General features: G+C 44.0%; 16 protein-coding genes and 1 pseudogene. 3 read left to right on the top strand and 14 right to left on the bottom strand.

The features are described 5' to 3' along the window. Nucleotides 1-256: 256 nt before the first annotated feature. Nucleotides 257-805 carry a DJ-1 family glyoxalase III gene (locus tag Q0218_RS01435; RefSeq protein ID WP_297965564.1) on the bottom strand — a complete coding sequence of 183 codons (549 nt, stop codon included), beginning with the start codon at nt 803-805 and terminating at the stop codon, nt 257-259. 88 nt (nt 806-893) lie between these two features. On the opposite strand from Q0218_RS01435, the gene Q0218_RS01430 reads away from it, so the two are divergent. Continuing rightward, the gene (locus Q0218_RS01430) at nt 894-1,145 is read left to right on the top strand and encodes a SelT/SelW/SelH family (seleno)protein (RefSeq protein WP_295141097.1); all 252 of its coding nucleotides are present in this window, start codon (nt 894-896) and stop codon (nt 1,143-1,145) included. Nucleotides 1,146-1,795: 650 nt separating this feature from the next. On the opposite strand, the gene efp is transcribed toward Q0218_RS01430, so the two are convergent. From efp to pheS, 11 genes and pseudogenes are all read right to left on the bottom strand, one after another. Then, nucleotides 1,796-2,362, bottom strand: a complete 567-nt coding sequence (gene efp, locus Q0218_RS01425; protein WP_297965562.1) for an elongation factor P — start codon at nt 2,360-2,362, stop codon at nt 1,796-1,798. Nucleotides 2,363-2,467: 105 nt separating this feature from the next. Further along, a pseudogene (locus Q0218_RS01420) lies at nt 2,468-2,701 on the bottom strand (LUD domain-containing protein); the annotation flags it as partial. A 64-nt stretch (nt 2,702-2,765) separates the two neighbouring features. After that, entirely contained in the window at nt 2,766-4,412 is a 1,647-nt protein-coding gene (locus Q0218_RS01415; RefSeq protein ID WP_297965560.1) for a lactate permease LctP family transporter, read from the bottom strand. Nucleotides 4,413-6,136: 1,724 nt separating this feature from the next. After that, nucleotides 6,137-6,358: a hypothetical protein gene (locus tag Q0218_RS01410; protein ID WP_295141080.1), complete on the bottom strand. Its 222-nt coding sequence runs from the start codon at nt 6,356-6,358 to the stop codon at nt 6,137-6,139. 43 nt (nt 6,359-6,401) lie between these two features. Further along, nucleotides 6,402-7,979: a phosphoglycerate dehydrogenase gene (gene serA / locus Q0218_RS01405; RefSeq protein ID WP_297965558.1), complete on the bottom strand. Its 1,578-nt coding sequence runs from the start codon at nt 7,977-7,979 to the stop codon at nt 6,402-6,404. Further along, nucleotides 7,976-8,461, bottom strand: a complete 486-nt coding sequence (locus tag Q0218_RS01400) for a hypothetical protein (RefSeq protein WP_297965556.1) — start codon at nt 8,459-8,461, stop codon at nt 7,976-7,978. The genes serA and Q0218_RS01400 overlap by 4 nt, the downstream gene beginning before the upstream one ends. A 4-nt stretch (nt 8,462-8,465) precedes the next feature. Then, nucleotides 8,466-10,139 carry a 30S ribosomal protein S1 gene (locus tag Q0218_RS01395; protein WP_297965554.1) on the bottom strand — a complete coding sequence of 558 codons (1,674 nt, stop codon included), beginning with the start codon at nt 10,137-10,139 and terminating at the stop codon, nt 8,466-8,468. A 134-nt stretch (nt 10,140-10,273) separates the two neighbouring features. Beyond that, on the bottom strand, nt 10,274-11,104 hold the full coding sequence (locus Q0218_RS01390) for a 4-hydroxy-3-methylbut-2-enyl diphosphate reductase (RefSeq protein WP_297965552.1): 831 nt from the start codon (nt 11,102-11,104) through the stop codon (nt 10,274-10,276). After that, nucleotides 11,094-12,368, bottom strand: coding sequence for a 3-phosphoshikimate 1-carboxyvinyltransferase (gene aroA / locus Q0218_RS01385; RefSeq protein WP_297965550.1), 1,275 nt, complete (start codon nt 12,366-12,368; stop codon nt 11,094-11,096). The genes Q0218_RS01390 and aroA overlap by 11 nt, the downstream gene beginning before the upstream one ends. Beyond that, nucleotides 12,365-14,698 carry a phenylalanine--tRNA ligase subunit beta gene (gene pheT, locus Q0218_RS01380; RefSeq protein WP_297965549.1) on the bottom strand — a complete coding sequence of 778 codons (2,334 nt, stop codon included), beginning with the start codon at nt 14,696-14,698 and terminating at the stop codon, nt 12,365-12,367. Before pheT ends, aroA begins: the two co-directional genes overlap by 4 nt. Next, nucleotides 14,695-15,687: a phenylalanine--tRNA ligase subunit alpha gene (pheS, locus tag Q0218_RS01375; protein WP_297965548.1), complete on the bottom strand. Its 993-nt coding sequence runs from the start codon at nt 15,685-15,687 to the stop codon at nt 14,695-14,697. The genes pheT and pheS overlap by 4 nt, the downstream gene beginning before the upstream one ends. Nucleotides 15,688-15,810: 123 nt before the next feature. Here pheS and Q0218_RS01370 point away from each other — a divergent pair, with 123 nt between their 5' ends. Then, nucleotides 15,811-16,164, top strand: coding sequence for a histidine triad nucleotide-binding protein (locus Q0218_RS01370; RefSeq protein WP_009493554.1), 354 nt, complete (start codon nt 15,811-15,813; stop codon nt 16,162-16,164). A gap of 268 nt (nt 16,165-16,432) precedes the next feature. Here Q0218_RS01370 and Q0218_RS01365 read toward each other — a convergent pair whose 3' ends face one another. Beyond that, a complete protein-coding gene (locus Q0218_RS01365) occupies nt 16,433-17,164 on the bottom strand; it encodes a DUF3944 domain-containing protein (protein WP_297965546.1) in 732 nt (243 codons plus the stop codon). A 159-nt stretch (nt 17,165-17,323) separates the two neighbouring features. Here Q0218_RS01365 and Q0218_RS01360 point away from each other — a divergent pair, with 159 nt between their 5' ends. Further along, nucleotides 17,324-17,530, top strand: a complete 207-nt coding sequence (locus tag Q0218_RS01360; protein WP_297965545.1) for a transcriptional regulator — start codon at nt 17,324-17,326, stop codon at nt 17,528-17,530. Nucleotides 17,531-17,856: 326 nt separating this feature from the next. Here the strand turns inward: Q0218_RS01360 and Q0218_RS01355 are convergent, their stop codons facing one another. Further along, on the bottom strand, nt 17,857-18,942 hold the full coding sequence (locus tag Q0218_RS01355) for a methyl-accepting chemotaxis protein (RefSeq protein WP_297965544.1): 1,086 nt from the start codon (nt 18,940-18,942) through the stop codon (nt 17,857-17,859). Between the last annotated feature and the right edge of the window lie 33 nt (nt 18,943-18,975).

Here is an 18,975-nt window from a genome sequence, read left to right as displayed (position 1 = left end):
CTGAATTTAAATAAAAAAGCTAGATAAAAAGCGCGCTTTTTATAATTTAGTATTAAATTTACCCGTAAGCATATCCGCAAGCTCTTTAATGCGGCAAAATTTAGCCGATTTTTCAAACCGGCAAGCTTTTAGGGCTTAGAAAACGGCTTCATACAAAAGCCTATTTCTCGCGCGTAAAGAAAAACTCGGCGAGAAAGAGCGGGCAAAGCTGCGTTAATTTTTGCCTTAAATTTATCGCCTGGGCTTTTGTGCGGCTTTATTTTACGAACAGCAAGCCATCTTTTACTTCTGCGTAAATTTGCTCGCCGCCTAAAATTTTAAGCAACTCCAAGGCAAACTCCATCGCCGTGGCAGGACCTCTTGAGGTGATGATATGGCCGTTTGTCACGACGTTTTTATCGCTTACGTAGCTTCCGCCGCGTACGGCTTTTTCGCAGCTAGGATAGCAGGTAAACTCGCCTCTAACGATCTCTGCGGCGTCAAGAGCGATCGGCGCGGCGCAGATGGCTGCTATAAATTTGCCTTTTTTATCGAAACGCTTTATAATTTCTCTCATTTTTAGATTTCCTTCGATATTTGAGACGCCCGGCTGGCCGCCCGGCAAAACTAGCATATCGTAGTCCTCCTCCTCAAGATCGTAAAGCGTCATATCGCAGACGAATTTCACTCCGTGAGCGCCCGCTATAGGTAGTTTATCAAGCCCGACGATATCGACTTCTACGCCGCCTCGTCTAAGCACATCCACGATACTAACGCCCTCTATCTCCTCAAACCCGTCGGCAAAAATCACGGCAACTTTTTTCATAATTTCTCCTTAAATTTTCGGATTATTATACTCTCGTTTGCTAAATTTGCGCTATAATCGCGCCACTTTAAATTCGAAAGGAAGGAAAATGGAAGTAAAGATTACGTATTGCAATTCTTGAAACTATAGACCGGTAGCTTCTCGTGTAGAAGAAGAATTTTTAAGTCAAATTCCAGGTGCTAAAATTAGCAAAACCGTCGGTAGCGGCGGAAACTTCATAGTTGAAGTAGACGGAAAAGTAGTCTTTTCTAAAAAAGATCTCATCGGTACGGACGTAAATGCCCTGCCAAATCACGAAGAGATCGTTGCTTTGGTCGATAGCGTTAAAAAATCAGCCTAAAGTCTAAGCTAAGGCTTAGGCCTTGGCTTTTATTTTTTCAAATTTTATCTCGTCTTTTTCATATTTTTCAGCAAATCGTTTATATGCCTCTCAAAAATTTTCCATCTAGCTTTGTTTCCATGTTTTTCAAATAAACTTAACGCTTGGCGGGTCAAAATTTCTTGTTCATTCTTTGTGAGCAAGTATTCAAAAAGCCGGTCAATGACCGCTAGGCCGTTTCGCTCCGGCATCAAATCAATCAAATTTCATTCGGTTTACCGCGTCAAAAAATCTAAATGCTGCTCTTAAATCGCTCGTTAAATTTTTGCAAAGCGGCTGCCGCATCGGTATTTTCGTTGGTTTCATAGTAAGGCGTTTTGGAGCCCGCGATAGATGAAATTCTATCTCTAAAATAGCATTTGTATTCTTTGGGTTTTAAGACCGTTTCTTTGCCCGTCTATAAACGCGTCCTAAATGCCGCAGTTTACGTAAAATCCAGTTTCAGAGGCGGTATCGCCGCTATTTTTTTGAAAATTTACGATCATGGATAAATTCGGGAGTATTTTTGTAGAAATTTAGCCCGTTTTTGTAAAGCCGTTATCTTTAAACAGCGGCTTTACTCGGGCTATGAGCTAGTCAAATTTTACTTTTATCAAATTTGACGACTGCGGTTATTTATTTACGCGCTCGATGTATTCGCCGCGGACGGTATCTACGCGGATAACCTCGCCCTCAAGCACGTGGAAAGGTATCTGCACGACCGCACCGCTTTCTAGCGTAGCGGGCTTTTTGCCGCCCTGAGTATCGCCTTTGAAATTAGGCGGAGTCTCGACGATCTTTAGCTCGACTACTTGCGGTACTTCTACGCCGATAGCCTTGCCGTTGTGAAACAAAATCTCGACCATCATACCGTCTATCATCCATTTTTTCACATCGCCCACATCCTCGTCGCTTATAGCCACTTGCTCGTAGGTCGCGGTATCCATAAACTGACAGAACTCGCCGTCGTCGTAAAGATACTGCATCTCTTTTTCTTCCAAATTCGGCTGATCGCATTTGTCGCCCGCGTGAAAGGTCTTTTCAAGCACTTTGCCGTCGATGAAAGATTTGATTTTCGCGCGAACGAAAGCCGCGCCCTTGCCCGGTTTTACGTGCTGATACTCGACGACTTTATACGGAACGCCGTCTAGCTCGATCTTTAGTCCTTTTTTTAGGTCGCCCATCGAATAGGTTGCCATTTTTTCTCCTTGATTTAAAAATGGTTGATTATATCCAAAAAAGTTTAAATTTGGCAGGCGGGGCAAACGAATTTCAAACGATTGCCCTAAATTTAGCGAGTAAATTTAATAAACCAAAACATAAACTATCTGCAAGCCATGTACGCCCAAAACCGGCACGAGCTCGATATCGGAAGTCCTTGAAGGGCCGCAGATAAAAAGGATATTAGTCGGCAGCTTTTCGTTTTCTTTTTTTATCTCGTTTAGGCACGTAGATAGGCTTTTTACCACGTCTTGCTTTTTTAACAGCACTATGCAAAGTCTCGGCGTTAGGCTTAGCAGTCTTGGCTGGCTCTTGCTTTAGGATTTTTCTCTGCTATTCATAGCAGAGAAAAACATATAAACTCTTTTCATTTTTCCTCCTTTAAGGTCTAAAATTCGTAACTACCGGCACGAGCTGCGGAAACAGATGTATAACCGCCCACGTGATAAAACTGGCTAAAATTATGAATAAAAGCGAGTATTTAAGCGTAAATTTAAGCACTTCGCTCTCGCGTCCGGCCATTCCCACCGCCGCGCACGCTACGGCGATACTTTGCGGACTGATGATTTTACCCACGACGCCGCCTACGGTGTTTGCCGCCATAAAAATAACGTCTGGTACGCTTAGCTGATTTGCCGTTACTTGCTGAAGCGTGCCGAAAAGCAAATTCGCGCTAGTAACCGAGCCCGTTAAAAATACGCCCAGCCAACCGATGACGGGCGAGAAAAAGCCAAACGCGTTGCCCGTGCTTGATAGCGCTAGACCCATAGTCGCGGCCTGACCGCTATATTTAGCCACGTAGGCGTAAGCAACGATAAAACCTATCGTAACAATGGGAAAAGCCATCTCCTTTGCCGCCTCTTTTGCGGAAGCGACTGCGATTTGGGGTTTTATCTTTAAAATCAGCGTCGTAAGAATCGCAGCTAGCAGTATCGCCGTCCCCGTAGCCCTTAGCGCGTCCCACGTATAAACGGCGCTAATAGCTTGCACGCCCTGCGAGATAGGCGGATTTGACGCAGTTAGATTATGCAAGTTCGCGACTTCAAATTTAAACGTAGCAAAATCCATGAGAGATTTAAAACCTGAGCTGTTCCAAACGACTATAGCCGCGATAATGAGGATAAAAGGAAGCCAAGCTTTAAACGCGTCTTTAGCGCTTAGGCTTACGCCCTCTTTTGCCTCGCTTTGCCCGGTTACTCTAAATACGTCTTTAATCTTCCAAATTCTAAGCGCCGCCCAAAGCATCACGATGGAGACGATAGCGGCGATTATATTTACCAGCTCCGGGCCTAAAAATTTAGCCGTAGCGTACTGCGCGATAGTATAGCTAGCCGCCGCCGTAACAACGTGAGGCAAAACGCCTAAAACCCCTCTAAATCCGCTAACTAAAAAAACGAGCAAAAAAGGAAGCGTAAAGGTAATGGGCGGTAGCATCCTAGCCGTCATCGTAGATATTAGCTGCGCATCGACGTTTACGGTACCGCTAAGCGCCGTAACCGGTATACCCACGGCTCCAAACGCCGCGCCCGCCGTGTTTGCTATCATACTAAGTCCGGCCGCGCTTAAAGGTTTTAGCCCAAGCCCCATAAGCAAAGCCGCGCAAATCGCAACCGGCGCGCCAAAACCGATAGTTCCTTCTAAAAACGAACCGAAACTAAACGCTATTAAAATCACCTGAATGCGGCAATCGGGGCTAATAGCCGTAATAGAGGCCTTTAGCGTCTCGAAGTAGCCTGATTTTACGCTAAGTTTATAAAGAAAAATCGCGCACAAAATAATCCAAGCTATCGGCCAAAGCCCGTAGAAAAAACCGTAAGCAAAGCTCATAAACGCCGTAACCGCAGGCATCTTATAAAATATAATCGCCACGGCAAGGCTGGCTGCGACGGTTAGAAACGCCGCGACGTAGCCTTTTAGCTTAAAAACCGTCAAGCATAGCAAAAACACGGCTATAGGCAAAGCTGCCGCAGCTGCGCTGAGCCAAATATTACCCGCGGGATCGTAATTTTGCAAAAACACCTCTTGCATCAAATCCTCCTAAATTTAAAATCTCGGCGAAATTTTAGTGCGATTTCAAGCTTAATGCAAAATAAAAATCACATTAATATTTCGCTTTAAGGTTTGGGATTTGCGCCGCAAAAGTTGCGTAAAACGGTAATACGAAAAAAGGCAAATTTAACCGAGGTTAATTTGGTTATAAAATTTTACGAGCCGTCTATATTAGGCATTTTAGGAGCATAAATGTTACTAAAAGTAACATACAAACATCCATTAAACAAAAATACGGCTTTCAAAGAAAAATCGTTTTAACATCGCCGACTAGATAAAATTTTATGTTTTTGCGTCGGCTATTTAAATTTAATTATTTTTTTAAGCATTCGGCTAAATTTATAAAAAAATCTGCGCAAAATCCCTGAAAAATAGTCGATATGCCGTTTAAGTTTAACGCGTAAGAGCTAAATTTGGAAGAGTAAAAACGGCTAAAACTCGTATAAAATTTCACGAAAACGGCGGTTTTAAAGATTTTAGAAGGTAAAACCAGTCTTTTACGCTATTTGCCCGCGTTTTACTTGCAGCCAAGCGTCCCGCGCTAAAACGGCTTTCGTTTTTTACTCATTTAAAGGTAGCACCGATACCGCGCTTTATTAATTTTACGCAAAAGATGCGTTGCGTACTTTAAAAAGCTCGCGCGTGGAAATTTGCGCTAGAAACCAAAGCGGTAAGAAATCGCGCCCGCGCGGCCGCATAATCTTGATGCCAAGCTTTACTGCAGCAGCCTGCTATCTCGCAAACAAAAGCGCGCATCCCAAAAAGCAAGGGCAGCGGCGATAGTGCGAATAAATTTCGCCTTGCTTTACACCGAGGCTTATCTCTGCCGAGCAGGCCTAGAATAACGTGCCGCGGTAGGTAAAAATCGGCGCCTTAAGCGCTCGCGCAATCGCTGCGCGTCTATGCTTCAGACTTTGCTTTTATCTGTCCTTGCTTAAGCCGTACCGTCAAATTTAAAAAATCATATCTTTGCGGCACTCCAAATTTGGCCGTTTGCACTTAGCAAAAGAGGTGCTTACGGCGACGCAAAACATTTCACGAAATAAGGCAAGAGCCTCATAAGCCGCAACCGTCGCACCGATAAGGCCGGCACGGGTTTTGAGGTTTTGAAACAAAAGGCTAGAAAATTTATAAATTTGCTCTGTATCTTGAGGCTAAATTTGCGCCGGGAAGATCCGCGTCCTTGCGGCGCTAGACAAATAAATAGCGTAGCAAACGGCTTAAATAAGACGGTAAAATAAGGCTTATCTCACGGCTTAATGCGCGGCTGATTTGCCGAATATAAGAGCCGTAAAATTCGTATGTCAGGTATTTAACATTTAAATACCGTCTTTAAATTTAAGCCCTGTAAAACCGGCAACCTTAAGGCACATAAAGACGGCTCAAATTTACGAGAGAAAGGAAGCGGCTGGTTTTTCGTAAATTTAGCAAAACAGCCGAATTTGAGCGAAGTTAAATTGCGCCCAGGCGATAATCCGCAAATTTACGGCTACGGTACGCGTTTATGCCGGCTGGCAGAAACAATACCGGCAGATAAAGCATAAAATAACTAACCATATAAAAGGCAAGCTTAAAAATCTAATCTATACGTTTTTGACGGATTTTGCGTGACGGAAGCTTGTGCACTAACCACGAGCGGGCGAGATTTGCGCCGACTAGGATATTTGCTCGTGCGCCGAAACTGGCACTCTAGACGACGCTTATTACTCTTTAAATTTAAACTCGCCTTTTTCCTTGCTCTTTTCAGACTGCGAGTGGATTTCCCTTTTCATCTGCTCGCTTACGCTTGGTTCGTCTTTTTGTATCTTTTGAAATTTCTTTTTTTCGGTCAGAATTTTTTCGAAATTTTTCGTAGTTTGCTTTTGCACCTCGCTCTCGCAACCGGCAAATAAAAACAAAATCGGAATAAAAAGTAAAAATTTCATATTCAAGCCTTTCTTAAATTTAAGCCCGATTTTGGGCTTAAATTTAGATAACTGCGTATTTTGCCCACACACAAACGTCAAGTTCGTTTAGTTTAGCCAGCGTCTCTTTGGTTATCTTTTCATCGACCAGCACGACCGCAAGCGCCATACCGTGGTCGTCGCGCCCTAGGCGGAAGTCGGCGATATTTATCTTCTCATTAGCAAGGATAGACGAAATTTTAGCTATAACGCCCGGAACGTCGTTGTTTTTAAAGATAATCATCTTGCCTTTAGGTTTAAAGTCTGTTTTAAAGCCGTTTATGGTTACGATACGCTGCTGATTCTCACCAAATACCGTTCCGCCGATCGTTACGACATCGCTTTGCGTCGTGATACGAACGGTGATCTTATTTTTAAAAATACTATCGCCGCCGACGATACTTTCGGTTTTTATGCCCTTCTCGTCGCATAAAAATTTAGCGTTTACGTAGTTTATGCCGTCGCCCAAACTCTCTTTTAGCGCGCCCACTATAGCAAAGGCTAGTAAGGAATTCGCGTATTCGCTAATCTGCCCGTGAGTTTCGATACGGACGGCTTTGATCGCGTTTTTGTTAATTTGTGCGGCAAGGAAAGCCATCTTACTCGTAAGCTCGATATAAGGCTCCACAAAAGGCGGCAAGTCTTCCGTTTTTATCGGCAAATTTAACGCGCTAGGATAGCTGATACCGCGAGCCGCCGAGATAGCCTGCTCGGCTGCGGCAATAGCGATGTTTGCTTGAGACTCTAGCGTATTTGCGCCAAGATGCGGCGTGACGCTGACGTTGTTTAGCTCAAGTAGCGGGTGATTAGTCGCGGGCTCTTTTGCAAATACGTCGATACCCGCAAACGCGATCTTGCCGCTTTTTAAGCCGTTATATAGCGCCTCTTCGTTATAAAGACCGCCGCGAGCACAGTTTATGAGACGTACGCCGTCTTTCATCTTAGCAATCTCGGCCTCGCCGATCATATCCGTAGTTTCTTTATTTTTAGGCGTATGGATCGTTATGAAATCGCAAGCTAGAATATCGTCGAAATTTTTAGTATAAACGCCGCCCATATCGGTTACTTTCGACGGATCTATATACGGATCGTAAGCGACGATTTTCATACCGAAAGCCGCAGCCCTGGCTGCCACGCGCGAGCCGATGTTGCCAAAGCCGATAATACCTAACGCTTTATTAAAAAGCTCGACGCCGTACCATTTTTCGCGTTTCCAAATGCGGTCGATTTTTAGGTCGTTGTGGGCATAAGGAAAAGAGCGAGCCGCCGCTAGCATATGAGCCATCGTTAGCTCTACCGCAGCGATCGTGTTTGCCGTAGGGACATTCATCGCGATGATGCCGCGCTTTGAACAGCCGTCGATATCCACATTATCGACGCCAACGCCTGCGCGCACGAGAGCTTTTAAATTTTTTGCGGCATTTAAAAACGCCTCGCCAACCTCGGTCGAGCTTCGAGTGATAGCCACATCAGCCTCACCTAAGATATCTAAAAGCTTGTCCTTTGGCACGTTTACCGCGTCGATTACTTTTATATCCTCTTCGCGACTTAAAATTTCAAAGCCGACTTTGTGTATAGCATCGCACACTATTATGGTTTTCATAGCTTGATCTCCTTAAAAGTTGAGTGTATATCATACGCCTTAAGTTCGTTTACAATGCGGTTTAAAATACCGCTATCTTGCGTATTTATGTAGATTAAATTTTGAGATTTTTCATTTACCACGCTAAAATCTACAGGTATGTTTTTTAGGGTTTGCGTAAGGCAAAACATGGAATATATGTCGTTTTTATCAATTATTAGCTGATATGCGCTCTTGGCGGCAGCTTTTGATTTGTCTTTAAATTCTATAAATATCTCATTGCTTGCTAAAGCGTAATTTTTCGGAGCCAAATTTGCCATTTCGCCGACCCAAGAGGTCTGCCTGGCGGTCAAATTTCGCTCCTCGCCGCTTTGCGATATTTTTAGCTCCACGGGCGCAGGTTCTTTTAAATTTACCTCCGCGTACCTATACAGCAAAGCACCGCATACGCATACGAAGATCAGCAAAAAAACCATCGCGCCCCAGAGCAGATATCGCTTCATTTACTTATGATAGCTGTTCTTTGATAATGTCGCCCAAAGTAACCTTATCGTCGCTATTTATCTCGTTTAACACCTCGCGTTCTTTCTGTCTTGCAAGGCGTCTTACGCTTAGGCGGATTCTATTTTTCTTCTCGTCGATAAAGGCTATCGCGGCTTCGATATTGTCGTTTATATTTAGGCTTTCGGCGCTTACGTTACCTAGGTCTTCTTTGCGGATGAGCGCATCGACGTTATCGCCGAGCTCTACAAACACGCCAAAATCTTTAATATCGCGAATTTTGCCAGTCACGATGTCGCCTACGTTAAATTTCTTAGCAAAAGCTTGTACTGGGCTTTGTTTTAAATCTTTTTGGCTAAGCGAAATTTTTTGATCGTTAGAGTCGATTTTGATGATTTTTACCTCAACCTCGTCGCCTACTTTAAACAAATCTTTGCACTTATCGTTTCTATCCCAAGAAGCGTCTTCGTTGTGAAGCAAGCCTTCGACTGCACCAATTTTAACAAATGCGCCAAAATTCGTTACGCTAGTAACTACGCCTTTAGTAACGTCGCCTTCTTTAAATTTGGCCTTAAATTCGTCAAACGGCTTTTTGAGTAAATTTTTAAGGCTTACTCTTAAGCGGCGGTCTTTCGCGTCTATCTCGATAACCTCGACGTCAAGCTCCTCGCCCTCGCTGATGTGATCTTTTGGATTTTTGATATTTTTATCCCATGAAATTTCAGAGATATGCAAAAAGCCCTCTATATCGTTGCCAAGATCGACGAATGCGCCGTAAGGCTCTATGTTACTGACGGTTACTTTTATAGTGTCGCCAACCTCTAAACCGTCTTTTATCTCATCCCAAGGATCAGGCATCGCAGCCTTGATAGATAGAGATAGATGTTTTTTCTCGTTATCGTATTTTATGACTTTTACTAAAACCTTGTCGCCTTCTTTGTAGATAGAACCCGGATTTACCGGTCCTTTATAGCTTATCTCGCTATAATGCACGAGTCCGTCCACGCCGCCTATATCCACAAACATACCATAAGTAGTGATTTTTTTAACCACGCCTTCGATGACGTCGGTATTTTCGGCTACCGCAGATATTGCTTCCCTTTTTTTTCTTCTATCTTCGTCGAGTAGTTTTTTTCTTGAGACGATGATGCTTTGCTCGTCTTTATCTATCTTTAAAACCTTTACCTTAAAGCTCTTTCCTACGACAGCATTAGCATCTCTAAAACCGCCTTGCGAGCGAGGTAAGAAAAACTCGATTCCGTCGCTATTTTGCGCGACAAAACCGCCTTTATTTTTTCCTATGATTTTTACGTCGAATACGTCTTGATTTTCTTCGTTATACGAGTCGATATAGGCTTTTACTTTTTCTTTTCTAAGCGCTTTTTTGTGAGAAACGATAGGTTTTCCACTTCTTGTCGAGCCGGTAATTACGACTTTTATCGTATCGCCTACTTTAAATTTAAGCTCTCCGTTGTCATCCTGTATTTCAGAAATGTTTAAAATTCCCTCTGATTTTCTACCGACGTTTACAAAAACCTCTTCGCCTTTAATATCGACGATTATACCGTCGCTATCTTCTTCCGTCTTTTTAAAAGACTCCTCTAGCATCGCGGCGAAATCGTCGTTTTCGATATCGTCGTTTGCCTTACTAAGTTGAACTTTTTTGTTCACCGCAGCCATCTTGTTCCTTTTTGATATATTTTGCTTTTTAACACAATTAGAGTTGATTTTACTTAATATTAACTTATTTGTAGATTAACTTACTAAATTTCAGGCTCAAATTTGAAATTTTATTTAAAAACGATACGAATTTGCTAAATTTTAAACCCTTCGAGCCTATCGACTACTTTTTGTATGATCCAATCGGGCGTAGAGGCTCCCGCGCTTATGCCGCAAAGATTCTTGCCCTCAAACCACGCGCGCTCAAGCTCGGATTCGTTTTCTACGAGATAGCTATCCTCGCAGGCGCTTTTTGAGATGAGATAAAGTTGCTTCGTATTTGAGCTGTTTTTGCCGCCTACTACGACCATCACGTCGGCTCTGGCGGCTAAATTTTTAACCGCTTCTTGGTTTTCAAAAGTAGCGTTGCAAATCGTGTTAAAAACGCGGACTTCTTTTACGCGTAGCATCAGATAATTTACGATTTGCATAAATTTTTCTACTTTGCGCGTCGTTTGGCTGATAACGGCTACTTTTTGCGCTAGTTTTACGCTCTCTAGCTCGCTTTCTTCAAGCACGACGAATACCTTACCGACGGCATAGGATTTCACCCCCTTTATCTCCGGATGATTTTCATCGCCGAATATCACGATATCGTAGCCCTCTTTGCTCATTTTTTCGCAAATTTGCTGAGGCTTAGTGACAAACGGGCACGTCGCGTCGATAACCTTTATATCGCTTTTTTTTAGCTCGGCTAGGTCGCCTTTTGTAATACCGTGCGTGCGGATGATCGCTTTTTTTTCGCCGTCGATTTCACTTATGCCTTCAAGCGTTTTAACATTAAAATTTTTATTTAGGCGATTTATCTCGTCGTTGTTATGTATGATAGGACCGATAGTTACGGCATCCTTGGCGTTTTCAGCGATTTTTATAGCGCGCTTGACGCCAAAACAAAAGCCGTAACTGCTAGCAAGCTCAATCTTCAACGCTAGCTCCGAGTTGCCTTAAAATCCCGCTAAAATTTGGAAACGAGGTCGCGATAAATTCACTCTTTTCTATAACCATTCCGCATTTTAGCCCAAGCACCGCAAAGCTCATCGCGATACGGTGATCGCCGTTACTGTCGATGATAGCGCAGTTTGCCTCGCCGCCTTTTACGCTAAAACCGTCCTCAAATTCTTCGACTTCAAGCCCGCATTTTCGCAGACCTTGCACCATGATCGCGATGCGGTCGCTCTCCTTTACGCGAAGCTCTTTTGCGTTTCTCACACTACTCGTGCCCTGCGCGTTTGCAAATGCAATGGCAAGTGCAGGCACCTCGTCGATTAGCCACGAGATATTTTCGCTCACGTCCACAGCCTTTAGCGGCGCGTGCTTTATCTCGATCTCGCCAATACTTTCGTATGTGCCGGAAGTCTCTTTAAGCGTTACTTGCGCGCCCATTTTGGCTAAAATTTTAAAGGCCTCCACGCGCGTTTTATTTAGCAGCATATTTTTTAGCACGATGTGGGAATTTGGGATTATCGCTGCGGCTACAGCAAAGAAAAACGCCGAGCTAGGGTCGTTAGGAACGCAAATTTCAAGCGGTTTTAGCGCCGCACTCATCGGCTCCACTTTGACACCGTGCGGTAAAATTTGCAGGCTCGCGCCCATACCTGTTAGCATGCGCTCGGTGTGATCGCGACTAAGCTCGGGTTCGCTAAGCTCGCAGCCGTTTGACTTTAGTCCCGCCAAAATCAGAGCCGATTTTACCTGCGCGGAGGCGATTTTGCTATCAAATTTAAAATACTCCAGCTTCTTGCCGCGGATCGCCAAAGGCGCGTGATCTCCGCCGTTTGCACCGTCTATCTTAGCGCCGACGCTGATCAGCGGTTTAGCCACGCGCGCCATCGGACGACGATTTAAAAACTCGTCCCCGCTTAGCACGAAAAAACCCTCGCTAGCAGCCAAAAAGCCCATAAAAAGCCTCATAGCCGTGCCCGAGTTTCCGCACTCTAAAACAACGCTAGGCTCTTTTAAATTTGCGCTCGGAGTTATGATTAGCTCGCCCTCTTTTTCCTCGATATGCGCGCCCAAATTTTTTACGATCTCTAGCGTATTTAGCGTATCTTCAGCCTTTAGATAGTTTTTCACGCGGCTTGGCTTATCGCTTAAAAGCGAAAATATCGCGCATCTATGCGAGATAGATTTATCGGCAGCGATGTTTTCCAGGCTCGCACTTATCGACGTTCTTAATGCGTAAACTTTCATCTTAGTCCGATATTTAAATTTTGCTTTAAAGCGTCCAAAATTTTATCCATTATCGCCGCTACTTCCTCGTCTTCAAGCGTTTTTTGTATGTCTTGGAAGTTAAATTTGACGCTGAGGCTCACGTCGTCTCCGAGCTTATCGTCTGAATATATATCAACCGGCGCAAATTCTTTTAGGCATTCGATTTTTAGCGCATTTATACACTCTTTTATCGCTTCAAATTTCATGGTTTTAGGCACAATTAAACTTAGGTCTCTGCTGATAGCAGGGAATTTTGAGTAGGCTTTGACGACTGCGCCTTCAAATTTAAGCTTTTCAAACTCTATCTCGCAAAGATAGGTTCGCGGCAGGTCGCGCGCGGCTTCGACTCGCACGTCCACGCGACCGATATAACCCACGCAAACGCCGTTTTGATAGATTTTAGCTTGTTCAAATTCGCTTAGATATTTTACATCGCCGCACGCTTTTAGCTCAAATTCGCCGACCGCGTTTCTAACGGCCGTTGCAAAGCCTAAAAAGTCGATATCGGCAGGTTTTGCGCCGTTTAGTAGGCTAGGCTCTTTTGTAAGTCCGCTAGCTACAAAGCCAAATCTCTCGCTTTGCTCACCTTCCTCGCTAAATACGCTACCGAATTCAAAAATTTTGACCGATTTTCGCTGATTTTTTACGTTTCGCTCGGCCGATTTTAACAAGTGATTTGCCAGCGTCGGCCTTAGTGTGTTTAGCTCGCTATTTATCGGGTTGGCTATCTCGGCCTTACAAGGCGCAAAACCTAGCGCCGCTAGCTCGCTCGCGTCGTCAAATACATAATGCACGCTCTCGAAAAATCCGGCCGCGGCCGCTTTTTTACGCAAATTTAGCGCGTTTTTATAGTCGGTAAAAGTATCGTTTATGCGGTTTGACTCGCTGAAATTTAGCGGTTTTGAGACGATATTGTCGATACCGACCATTCGCACGATCTCCTCGCAGACGTCCTGCGCATTTACGATGTCGTGGCGAAATAACGGAATTTTAGCGTTCGCACCCTCTTTTTCGGCGTTAAAGGTTACGCCAAATCCAAGCTTTTTAAGTATCCTCACGACATCGTTTTGCGCGACTTCTTGACCGATCATTTTTTGCATTTCGCTCATCGTGAAGCTCACGACCTTCGGTTCACGCGTCATTACGCTTTGCTGAGAGCCCGCATAAAGCGCGACCGATTTTAGTGCAGCTAGCTGTTTAAATAAAAAATCGGCACCAAAACCGACGCTTGGCTCGCTGCCTCTTAATGAGCGATAGGCCTGCGATTGGCGCGGCATTTGCTTGTCTTCGTAAACCGTAGTCGCGATAACTTGAGGATCGGTGTAGCTAGCCTCAACTATGATTAGTTTGCTGTTTTCGTCAAGTCTGGCCGCATCCGTCTGATACACGCCGCCGACGCCCAAAAGCTCGCCGCCGGCTAAAATTTCAGTCGCTAAATTTGCGCCCTTTTGCAGATCAAAAACCGCACGCTCGTCGTCCTTTTTGAGCTTGGCGTAGTCATACGCGCTAAAAAGCACGCCTGTTGAATGCGTAGCGTAGTCTAGCAGGCGCTCGATGCGGTTTTGCTTATCGCACTCAATCAGCGCCAAACGGATCTTCATCAATAAATTTTCGTCGAAATACTCTTTTATCTCAAAGGCTCGGTATTGAAAGCTACTTTGTAAATTTTCCTCGGCGTGGATAGCCAAAATGCGCCCGATACCGAGTAAATTTTCGCCCTCTTCGTATCTGGCGGCATCTTTTAGCGGCAGATCAAGCGCAGCCGACAGATCCCTCGCTACGCCGTAAACGCTCAGGCAGTCGCCGCGGTTTGGCGTTAGCTCGATCTCGATGATGTCGTCGTTTAGTAGCGGATATTCGCAAATTTCCTTACCCAGTTTTAGCTCGCCGATACTTTCATCTAGCGACATTATGCCGTCGTTTGTTTTTACGAGGCCTAGCTCCACGGACGAGCAGATCATACCGTTTGACTCGACGCCGCGCAATTTTGCCCTTTTTATCTCTAGGCCGCTTGGCATAACGGCGCCAGATAGCGCCACCGGCACAAACTGCCCAGCCTCGACGTTTTTCGCGCCGCAGACGATTTGTAGCGTCTCACCGCCTACGTCCACTTGACAAACGCTTAATTTCTCGGCGTTTTCGTGTTTTATCTTGCTTTTTATGTAGCCTACGACGATATTTTTAGGTACCCTGATCTCTTTAAAGCTATCGACCTCAAGCCCGATCGAATTTAGCGTCTTTAGCAATGTTTCACTCGTTACGCTCGAGATATCCAGCCATTCGCTTAGCCAATTTCTTGAAATTATCATTTAAACTGCTCCAATAATCTTAAATCCCCCTCGAAAAGCGAGCGCAAATCAGGAATTTGATGAAGCAGCATCGCAAATCTCTCGACCCCCAGTCCAAATGCGTATCCGCTCACGTTTTTGTAGCCGACGGCCTTAAAGACGTTTGGATCGACCACGCCGCAGCCTAGCACTTCCAGCCAGGTCGTTTGCTTGCATACGCGACATCCCTCGCCGTGACAAAAGATACAGCTAATATCGACCTCCGCGCTAGGCTCCGTAAACGGAAAAAAGCTAGGGCGAAAGCGTACTTTAACGTCGCCGAACATGTATTTTAAGAAATTTTCAAGCATTGATTTTAAATTCGCAAAGCTCACCGCGCCGCCCTCTTCGACCACGAGGCCTTCTACCTGATGAAACATCGGCGTGTGCGTCAGATCCATATCGCGGCGAAACACTGTTCCGGGCGCTATCATGCGAATCGGGGGCTTTTTGCTCATCATCGTGCGCACCTGCACGGGGCTAGTATGCGTGCGAAGCAGCCTGCCGTCGGTAAAATAAAACGTATCTTGCATGTCGCGCGCGGGGTGATATTTAGGCAAATTTAGCGCCTCGAAGTTATGAAAATCATCCTCTATCAGCGGTCCTGTCTCGAGCGAGAAATTTTGCATCATAAAGTATTCAATGATCTTATCCATCGTAGCCATTACTGGGTGCAAAGCGCCGGCACCCGAAGGCTCGTTAAATAGCGTGATGTCGATAGCCTCAGCCTTCATCTTGGCTTTTATCTCGCCGCTTTCAAGCTCGGTTTTTTTAGCAACTAAAAGTGATTCAAATTCGTCTCTTAGCTTGTTTAAATTTGCCGCAAATTCCTTCTTGGCCGCTTCGTCCATATCCTTAAGCTTAGCAAACTCCGACGTGATCGCGCCCTTTTTGCCCAGTAGCGCGACGCGAATCTTGTCTAAATCCGCCAAATTCCCGCATTTTGCGATACTTTCTCTATACTCTTGCAAGTTTTTACCTTTACTGAATTTTATGATAGATTGTAGTCAAAATTTAATAAAATCTGCCTAAAAGGCGGGAAATTTTAACTTTTACTTGTTATAATTAAGCCAAATTTTAACCAGGAGAAAATCATGACGATATTTGAAAAAATCGTAGCGGGCGAAATACCTTGCAACAAAGTACTAGAAAACGACAAATTCCTAGCCTTTAACGACATAAATCCAAAGGCTCCGATTCATATTTTGATCATCCCGAAAAAACACTTTGAAAATTTCCAGGAGATGGACGGGGCGCTGATGGGCGAGATGACGAAATTTATCCAAGAGGTCGCGGTGCTGATGGGCGTGGATAAGAGCGGATACCGCCTAGTTACAAACTGCGGTGAAAACGGCGGCCAAGAGGTCATGCATCTGCACTTTCATCTGCTAGCGGGAGCAAAGCTGGGCTGGGTTGATACCGCAACTGATCCGCAAAGTACGTTTTAAATTTTAAATTTACGCTCGAAATTTGAGCGTAAATTTGACTTAGCGAGCCGACCTTTAATTTAGGTCGACTCGTCTGTTTTTAGTTTAATTTTAATCATTCCACCAATTATAAATCCATTCGAAAAAGCTATCTGTAAAGCCGTAATAATACAAAACGCCGATAATAGCGGAGTATATTAGGCATCTGATTATTGCGTTGTTGCGTTTTCTGCGTCTTTCAAGTCTTTCTTGCTCTTCAATCCAATCCCAATCGTCGAAAGGATTTCTATTAACATTCTTTACCTCTATTCAAATAAACCTGCCTCAAAAAAGCCACTTGAATAACCGCAGGTATCGTTACTCTATAAGCCGGTCCGGCTATATCTGCCGCAGTCCAAACACCCGTAATAAGCCAGCCTATAGGCCCGGCAAATATACTCACGGTTCTAACTATTCCCACATTTGTAGCCAGGACTAACCCCCTGCCTAAAATCGCTTTTGCGATAGCGTTTGCCACGATGAGAGCTATTTTATACGCCATAAATCCGCTTTGCTTGATAGCTATTTGTAGCGCACCCATAACAGCTTGAGATGTAAAACTTGTAGTTTTTAACCCGAGTTCACTCGAGATGTTTCTCAAATCCTCCTCGCTCATTTTATCTAGACTATCCGATAAAATTTTCATAAAAAGCCCCTGCTCTATAGTCTGAGTATTTTGGGATTTATTATAATTAACCTTTAACTTATCGCAAACGTCACATAAAATTTCTTTATACAAAACTCCGCCGCCTCTAAACATATTAACAAAAGAGTTGCCTCCAAAAAGCTGAAGCTCTCCTAAAATAAGTTCAATATACTCCTGATGATCGGGGTAAAATCTCTTAAACAAATCATTACTACTTAGTGACTCCGTCGCGCGCTCATCGCCCTCTTTGCCCTTAAGAATATCAACAAGCTCATTTAAATCGCTACTTTTTAGCTCACGCAAGAACTCCAAATCCTCATCAAATTTGTACGCCATTTTTACTCCTTAAATTTTAAAAATTTACAAAATATTAATCACGCACAACTTAACTTCAAACAAAGGAATAATTCCTTTGTAAAGTCAATAAAATAGTAATTATTCCTTTGTTGAATAGATATTAAATTTTCTCAAAAATTCCCGATAAAAAGGCTAAAAATGGGAAATAATCTATCAAAAAGAGATATAGCGGGGATTTTAAATATCGACACGAAAACGCTTTATAACTGGAAGAAAAACAAACCGGAGCTCTACCGCATCGTTATGCTAGGGTTTAAATTCGACGAGCTCTTAAAGCAAGCCCAAAACAACCTAGACGAGCTTCAGCAAATCGCGAAAGAAAATCAAAATTTTAGATTGAAGTGAGGATTGGAGCCGTATTTGGCGCGATAAATTCGCCAAGAATCCGGCGCCGATAAAAAGCAGGATAAACTACAAAATTAACGCTAAATTTTAGAGCCAAATCAATTTTGCCAAATTTAATCGTACCGCGAAACATACATTAAATTTGCATTTATAATTTAAACGGAAATTTCAAATTCTCTCGGCAAGCCGCACAAATAGCGATAGCAGCGGCTCGACGAGTTTTTATACTAAGCGCGCAGAGGACCAAAAGCCACCAGCAAACGCGCAAATTTTATCTTTTTAAAATTTAACCGCTGCCGACCTTTTGCCGAGGCGGTCAAATTTTATCATTTCCTAGCCGCTCTAACCGCGTCTAAAAGCGTTTCAAAGCCTACTTTGCTCGAATTTTCCACGTCTTTTAGGATTTCCACTCCGGCGGCGTTATCCTTGCTGCTGTCTGCGAAAATTTTGATCGCCTTATCGAGTCCGCTATGGACGTTTTCGTGATCACGTGAGATATCTTGCACCGTTTTTGCGTCTTTTACGATATTTTTGACCTTTTCGTTAAACCACCTACCGAAACGGCAGCTACCAACGCTAGGAATGCCGTCAAATTCGCCGTTTAAAACGGCTCTATAACCGTTTAGTTTCATATTTATATGGTCGATTTTGCCGTTGCTAACGTTGACTTCGTTAGTTAAATTTAATGTTTGATTTAAGATATTTTGCGTATTTTCGTTCACGCTTGCGATAGTGCCTTGAAAATCGCTCAAAACGCGCATCACGTCGCCCGAAATTTTAGAGAAATTTTCGCTCATTCCTATCATCGTATTTGAGCTTTGTTTTAGTCCGTTTATATTCACCTCGACTTCGAGAGTGGCTTTTTGCGTGCGTTCGGCGAGCTTTCGCACCTCATCGGCCACCACGGCAAATCCGCGTCCGTGTTCGCCCGCGCGCGCGGCTTCGATAGCTGCGTTTAGGGCTAGTAAATTCGTCTGATCGGAGATATCCTTGATCAAATTTATAATCTCCACGATCGACATCACGCTGTTATTTAGCGACGAGGCATCGTTTTGCAGGTCGCCGCTCATTTGTTGGACGTTTTCCATCGAACTAACGATAAAGCTCGTCTGTTCGCGCAACTCGCCCGTCTTAGTAAACGTTAGATTATTTAGCTCGTTTATATTTTCGAGCATTTTTAGGTTTTCTTCCATCGTACCTTGCAAGAAATTTATACCGTCAGCGTAGCTAGCCAGCAGAAGTTTCGTAGCATTTTCGTTGGTTTTTGGCTCGTTATGCTCGCTCGTCGCACTTGATTTTGCCGCTTCCAGCTCGCTTTGCAGTTGCTTTATCTGCGCTTTTAGACTTTCGTTTTCCTGCGATAGAGCCGCATTTTTGCTCTCTAGCTCTTTTTTATAGCCGTTTCCAAACATCCTTTCCTCCTTAAATTTTTCTATAATTATAAT

It is taken from the genome of uncultured Campylobacter sp., from assembly GCF_938039245.1.
Classification (GTDB): Bacteria; Campylobacterota; Campylobacteria; order Campylobacterales; family Campylobacteraceae; genus Campylobacter_A.
Note: the sequence above shows the minus strand (reverse complement) of the source record. Positions and strands in the feature narration are given on the sequence as shown.

Coding starts and splice junctions, on each gene's coding strand:
- pheT (WP_297965549.1), bottom strand. CDS start 14,698: ATGATAATTTCAAGAAATTGGCTAAGCGAATGGCTGGATATCTCGAGC.
- Q0218_RS01365 (WP_297965546.1), bottom strand. CDS start 17,164: ATGGCGTACAAATTTGATGAGGATTTGGAGTTCTTGCGTGAGCTAAAA.
- Q0218_RS01415 (WP_297965560.1), bottom strand. CDS start 4,412: ATGCAAGAGGTGTTTTTGCAAAATTACGATCCCGCGGGTAATATTTGG.
- Q0218_RS01370 (WP_009493554.1), top strand. CDS start 15,811: ATGACGATATTTGAAAAAATCGTAGCGGGCGAAATACCTTGCAACAAA.
- aroA (WP_297965550.1), bottom strand. CDS start 12,368: ATGAAAGTTTACGCATTAAGAACGTCGATAAGTGCGAGCCTGGAAAAC.
- Q0218_RS01360 (WP_297965545.1), top strand. CDS start 17,324: ATGGGAAATAATCTATCAAAAAGAGATATAGCGGGGATTTTAAATATC.
- Q0218_RS01355 (WP_297965544.1), bottom strand. CDS start 18,942: ATGTTTGGAAACGGCTATAAAAAAGAGCTAGAGAGCAAAAATGCGGCT.
- serA (WP_297965558.1), bottom strand. CDS start 7,979: ATGAAAACCATAATAGTGTGCGATGCTATACACAAAGTCGGCTTTGAA.
- efp (WP_297965562.1), bottom strand. CDS start 2,362: ATGGCAACCTATTCGATGGGCGACCTAAAAAAAGGACTAAAGATCGAG.
- Q0218_RS01435 (WP_297965564.1), bottom strand. CDS start 805: ATGAAAAAAGTTGCCGTGATTTTTGCCGACGGGTTTGAGGAGATAGAG.
- Q0218_RS01410 (WP_295141080.1), bottom strand. CDS start 6,358: ATGAAATTTTTACTTTTTATTCCGATTTTGTTTTTATTTGCCGGTTGC.
- Q0218_RS01395 (WP_297965554.1), bottom strand. CDS start 10,139: ATGGCTGCGGTGAACAAAAAAGTTCAACTTAGTAAGGCAAACGACGAT.
- Q0218_RS01400 (WP_297965556.1), bottom strand. CDS start 8,461: ATGAAGCGATATCTGCTCTGGGGCGCGATGGTTTTTTTGCTGATCTTC.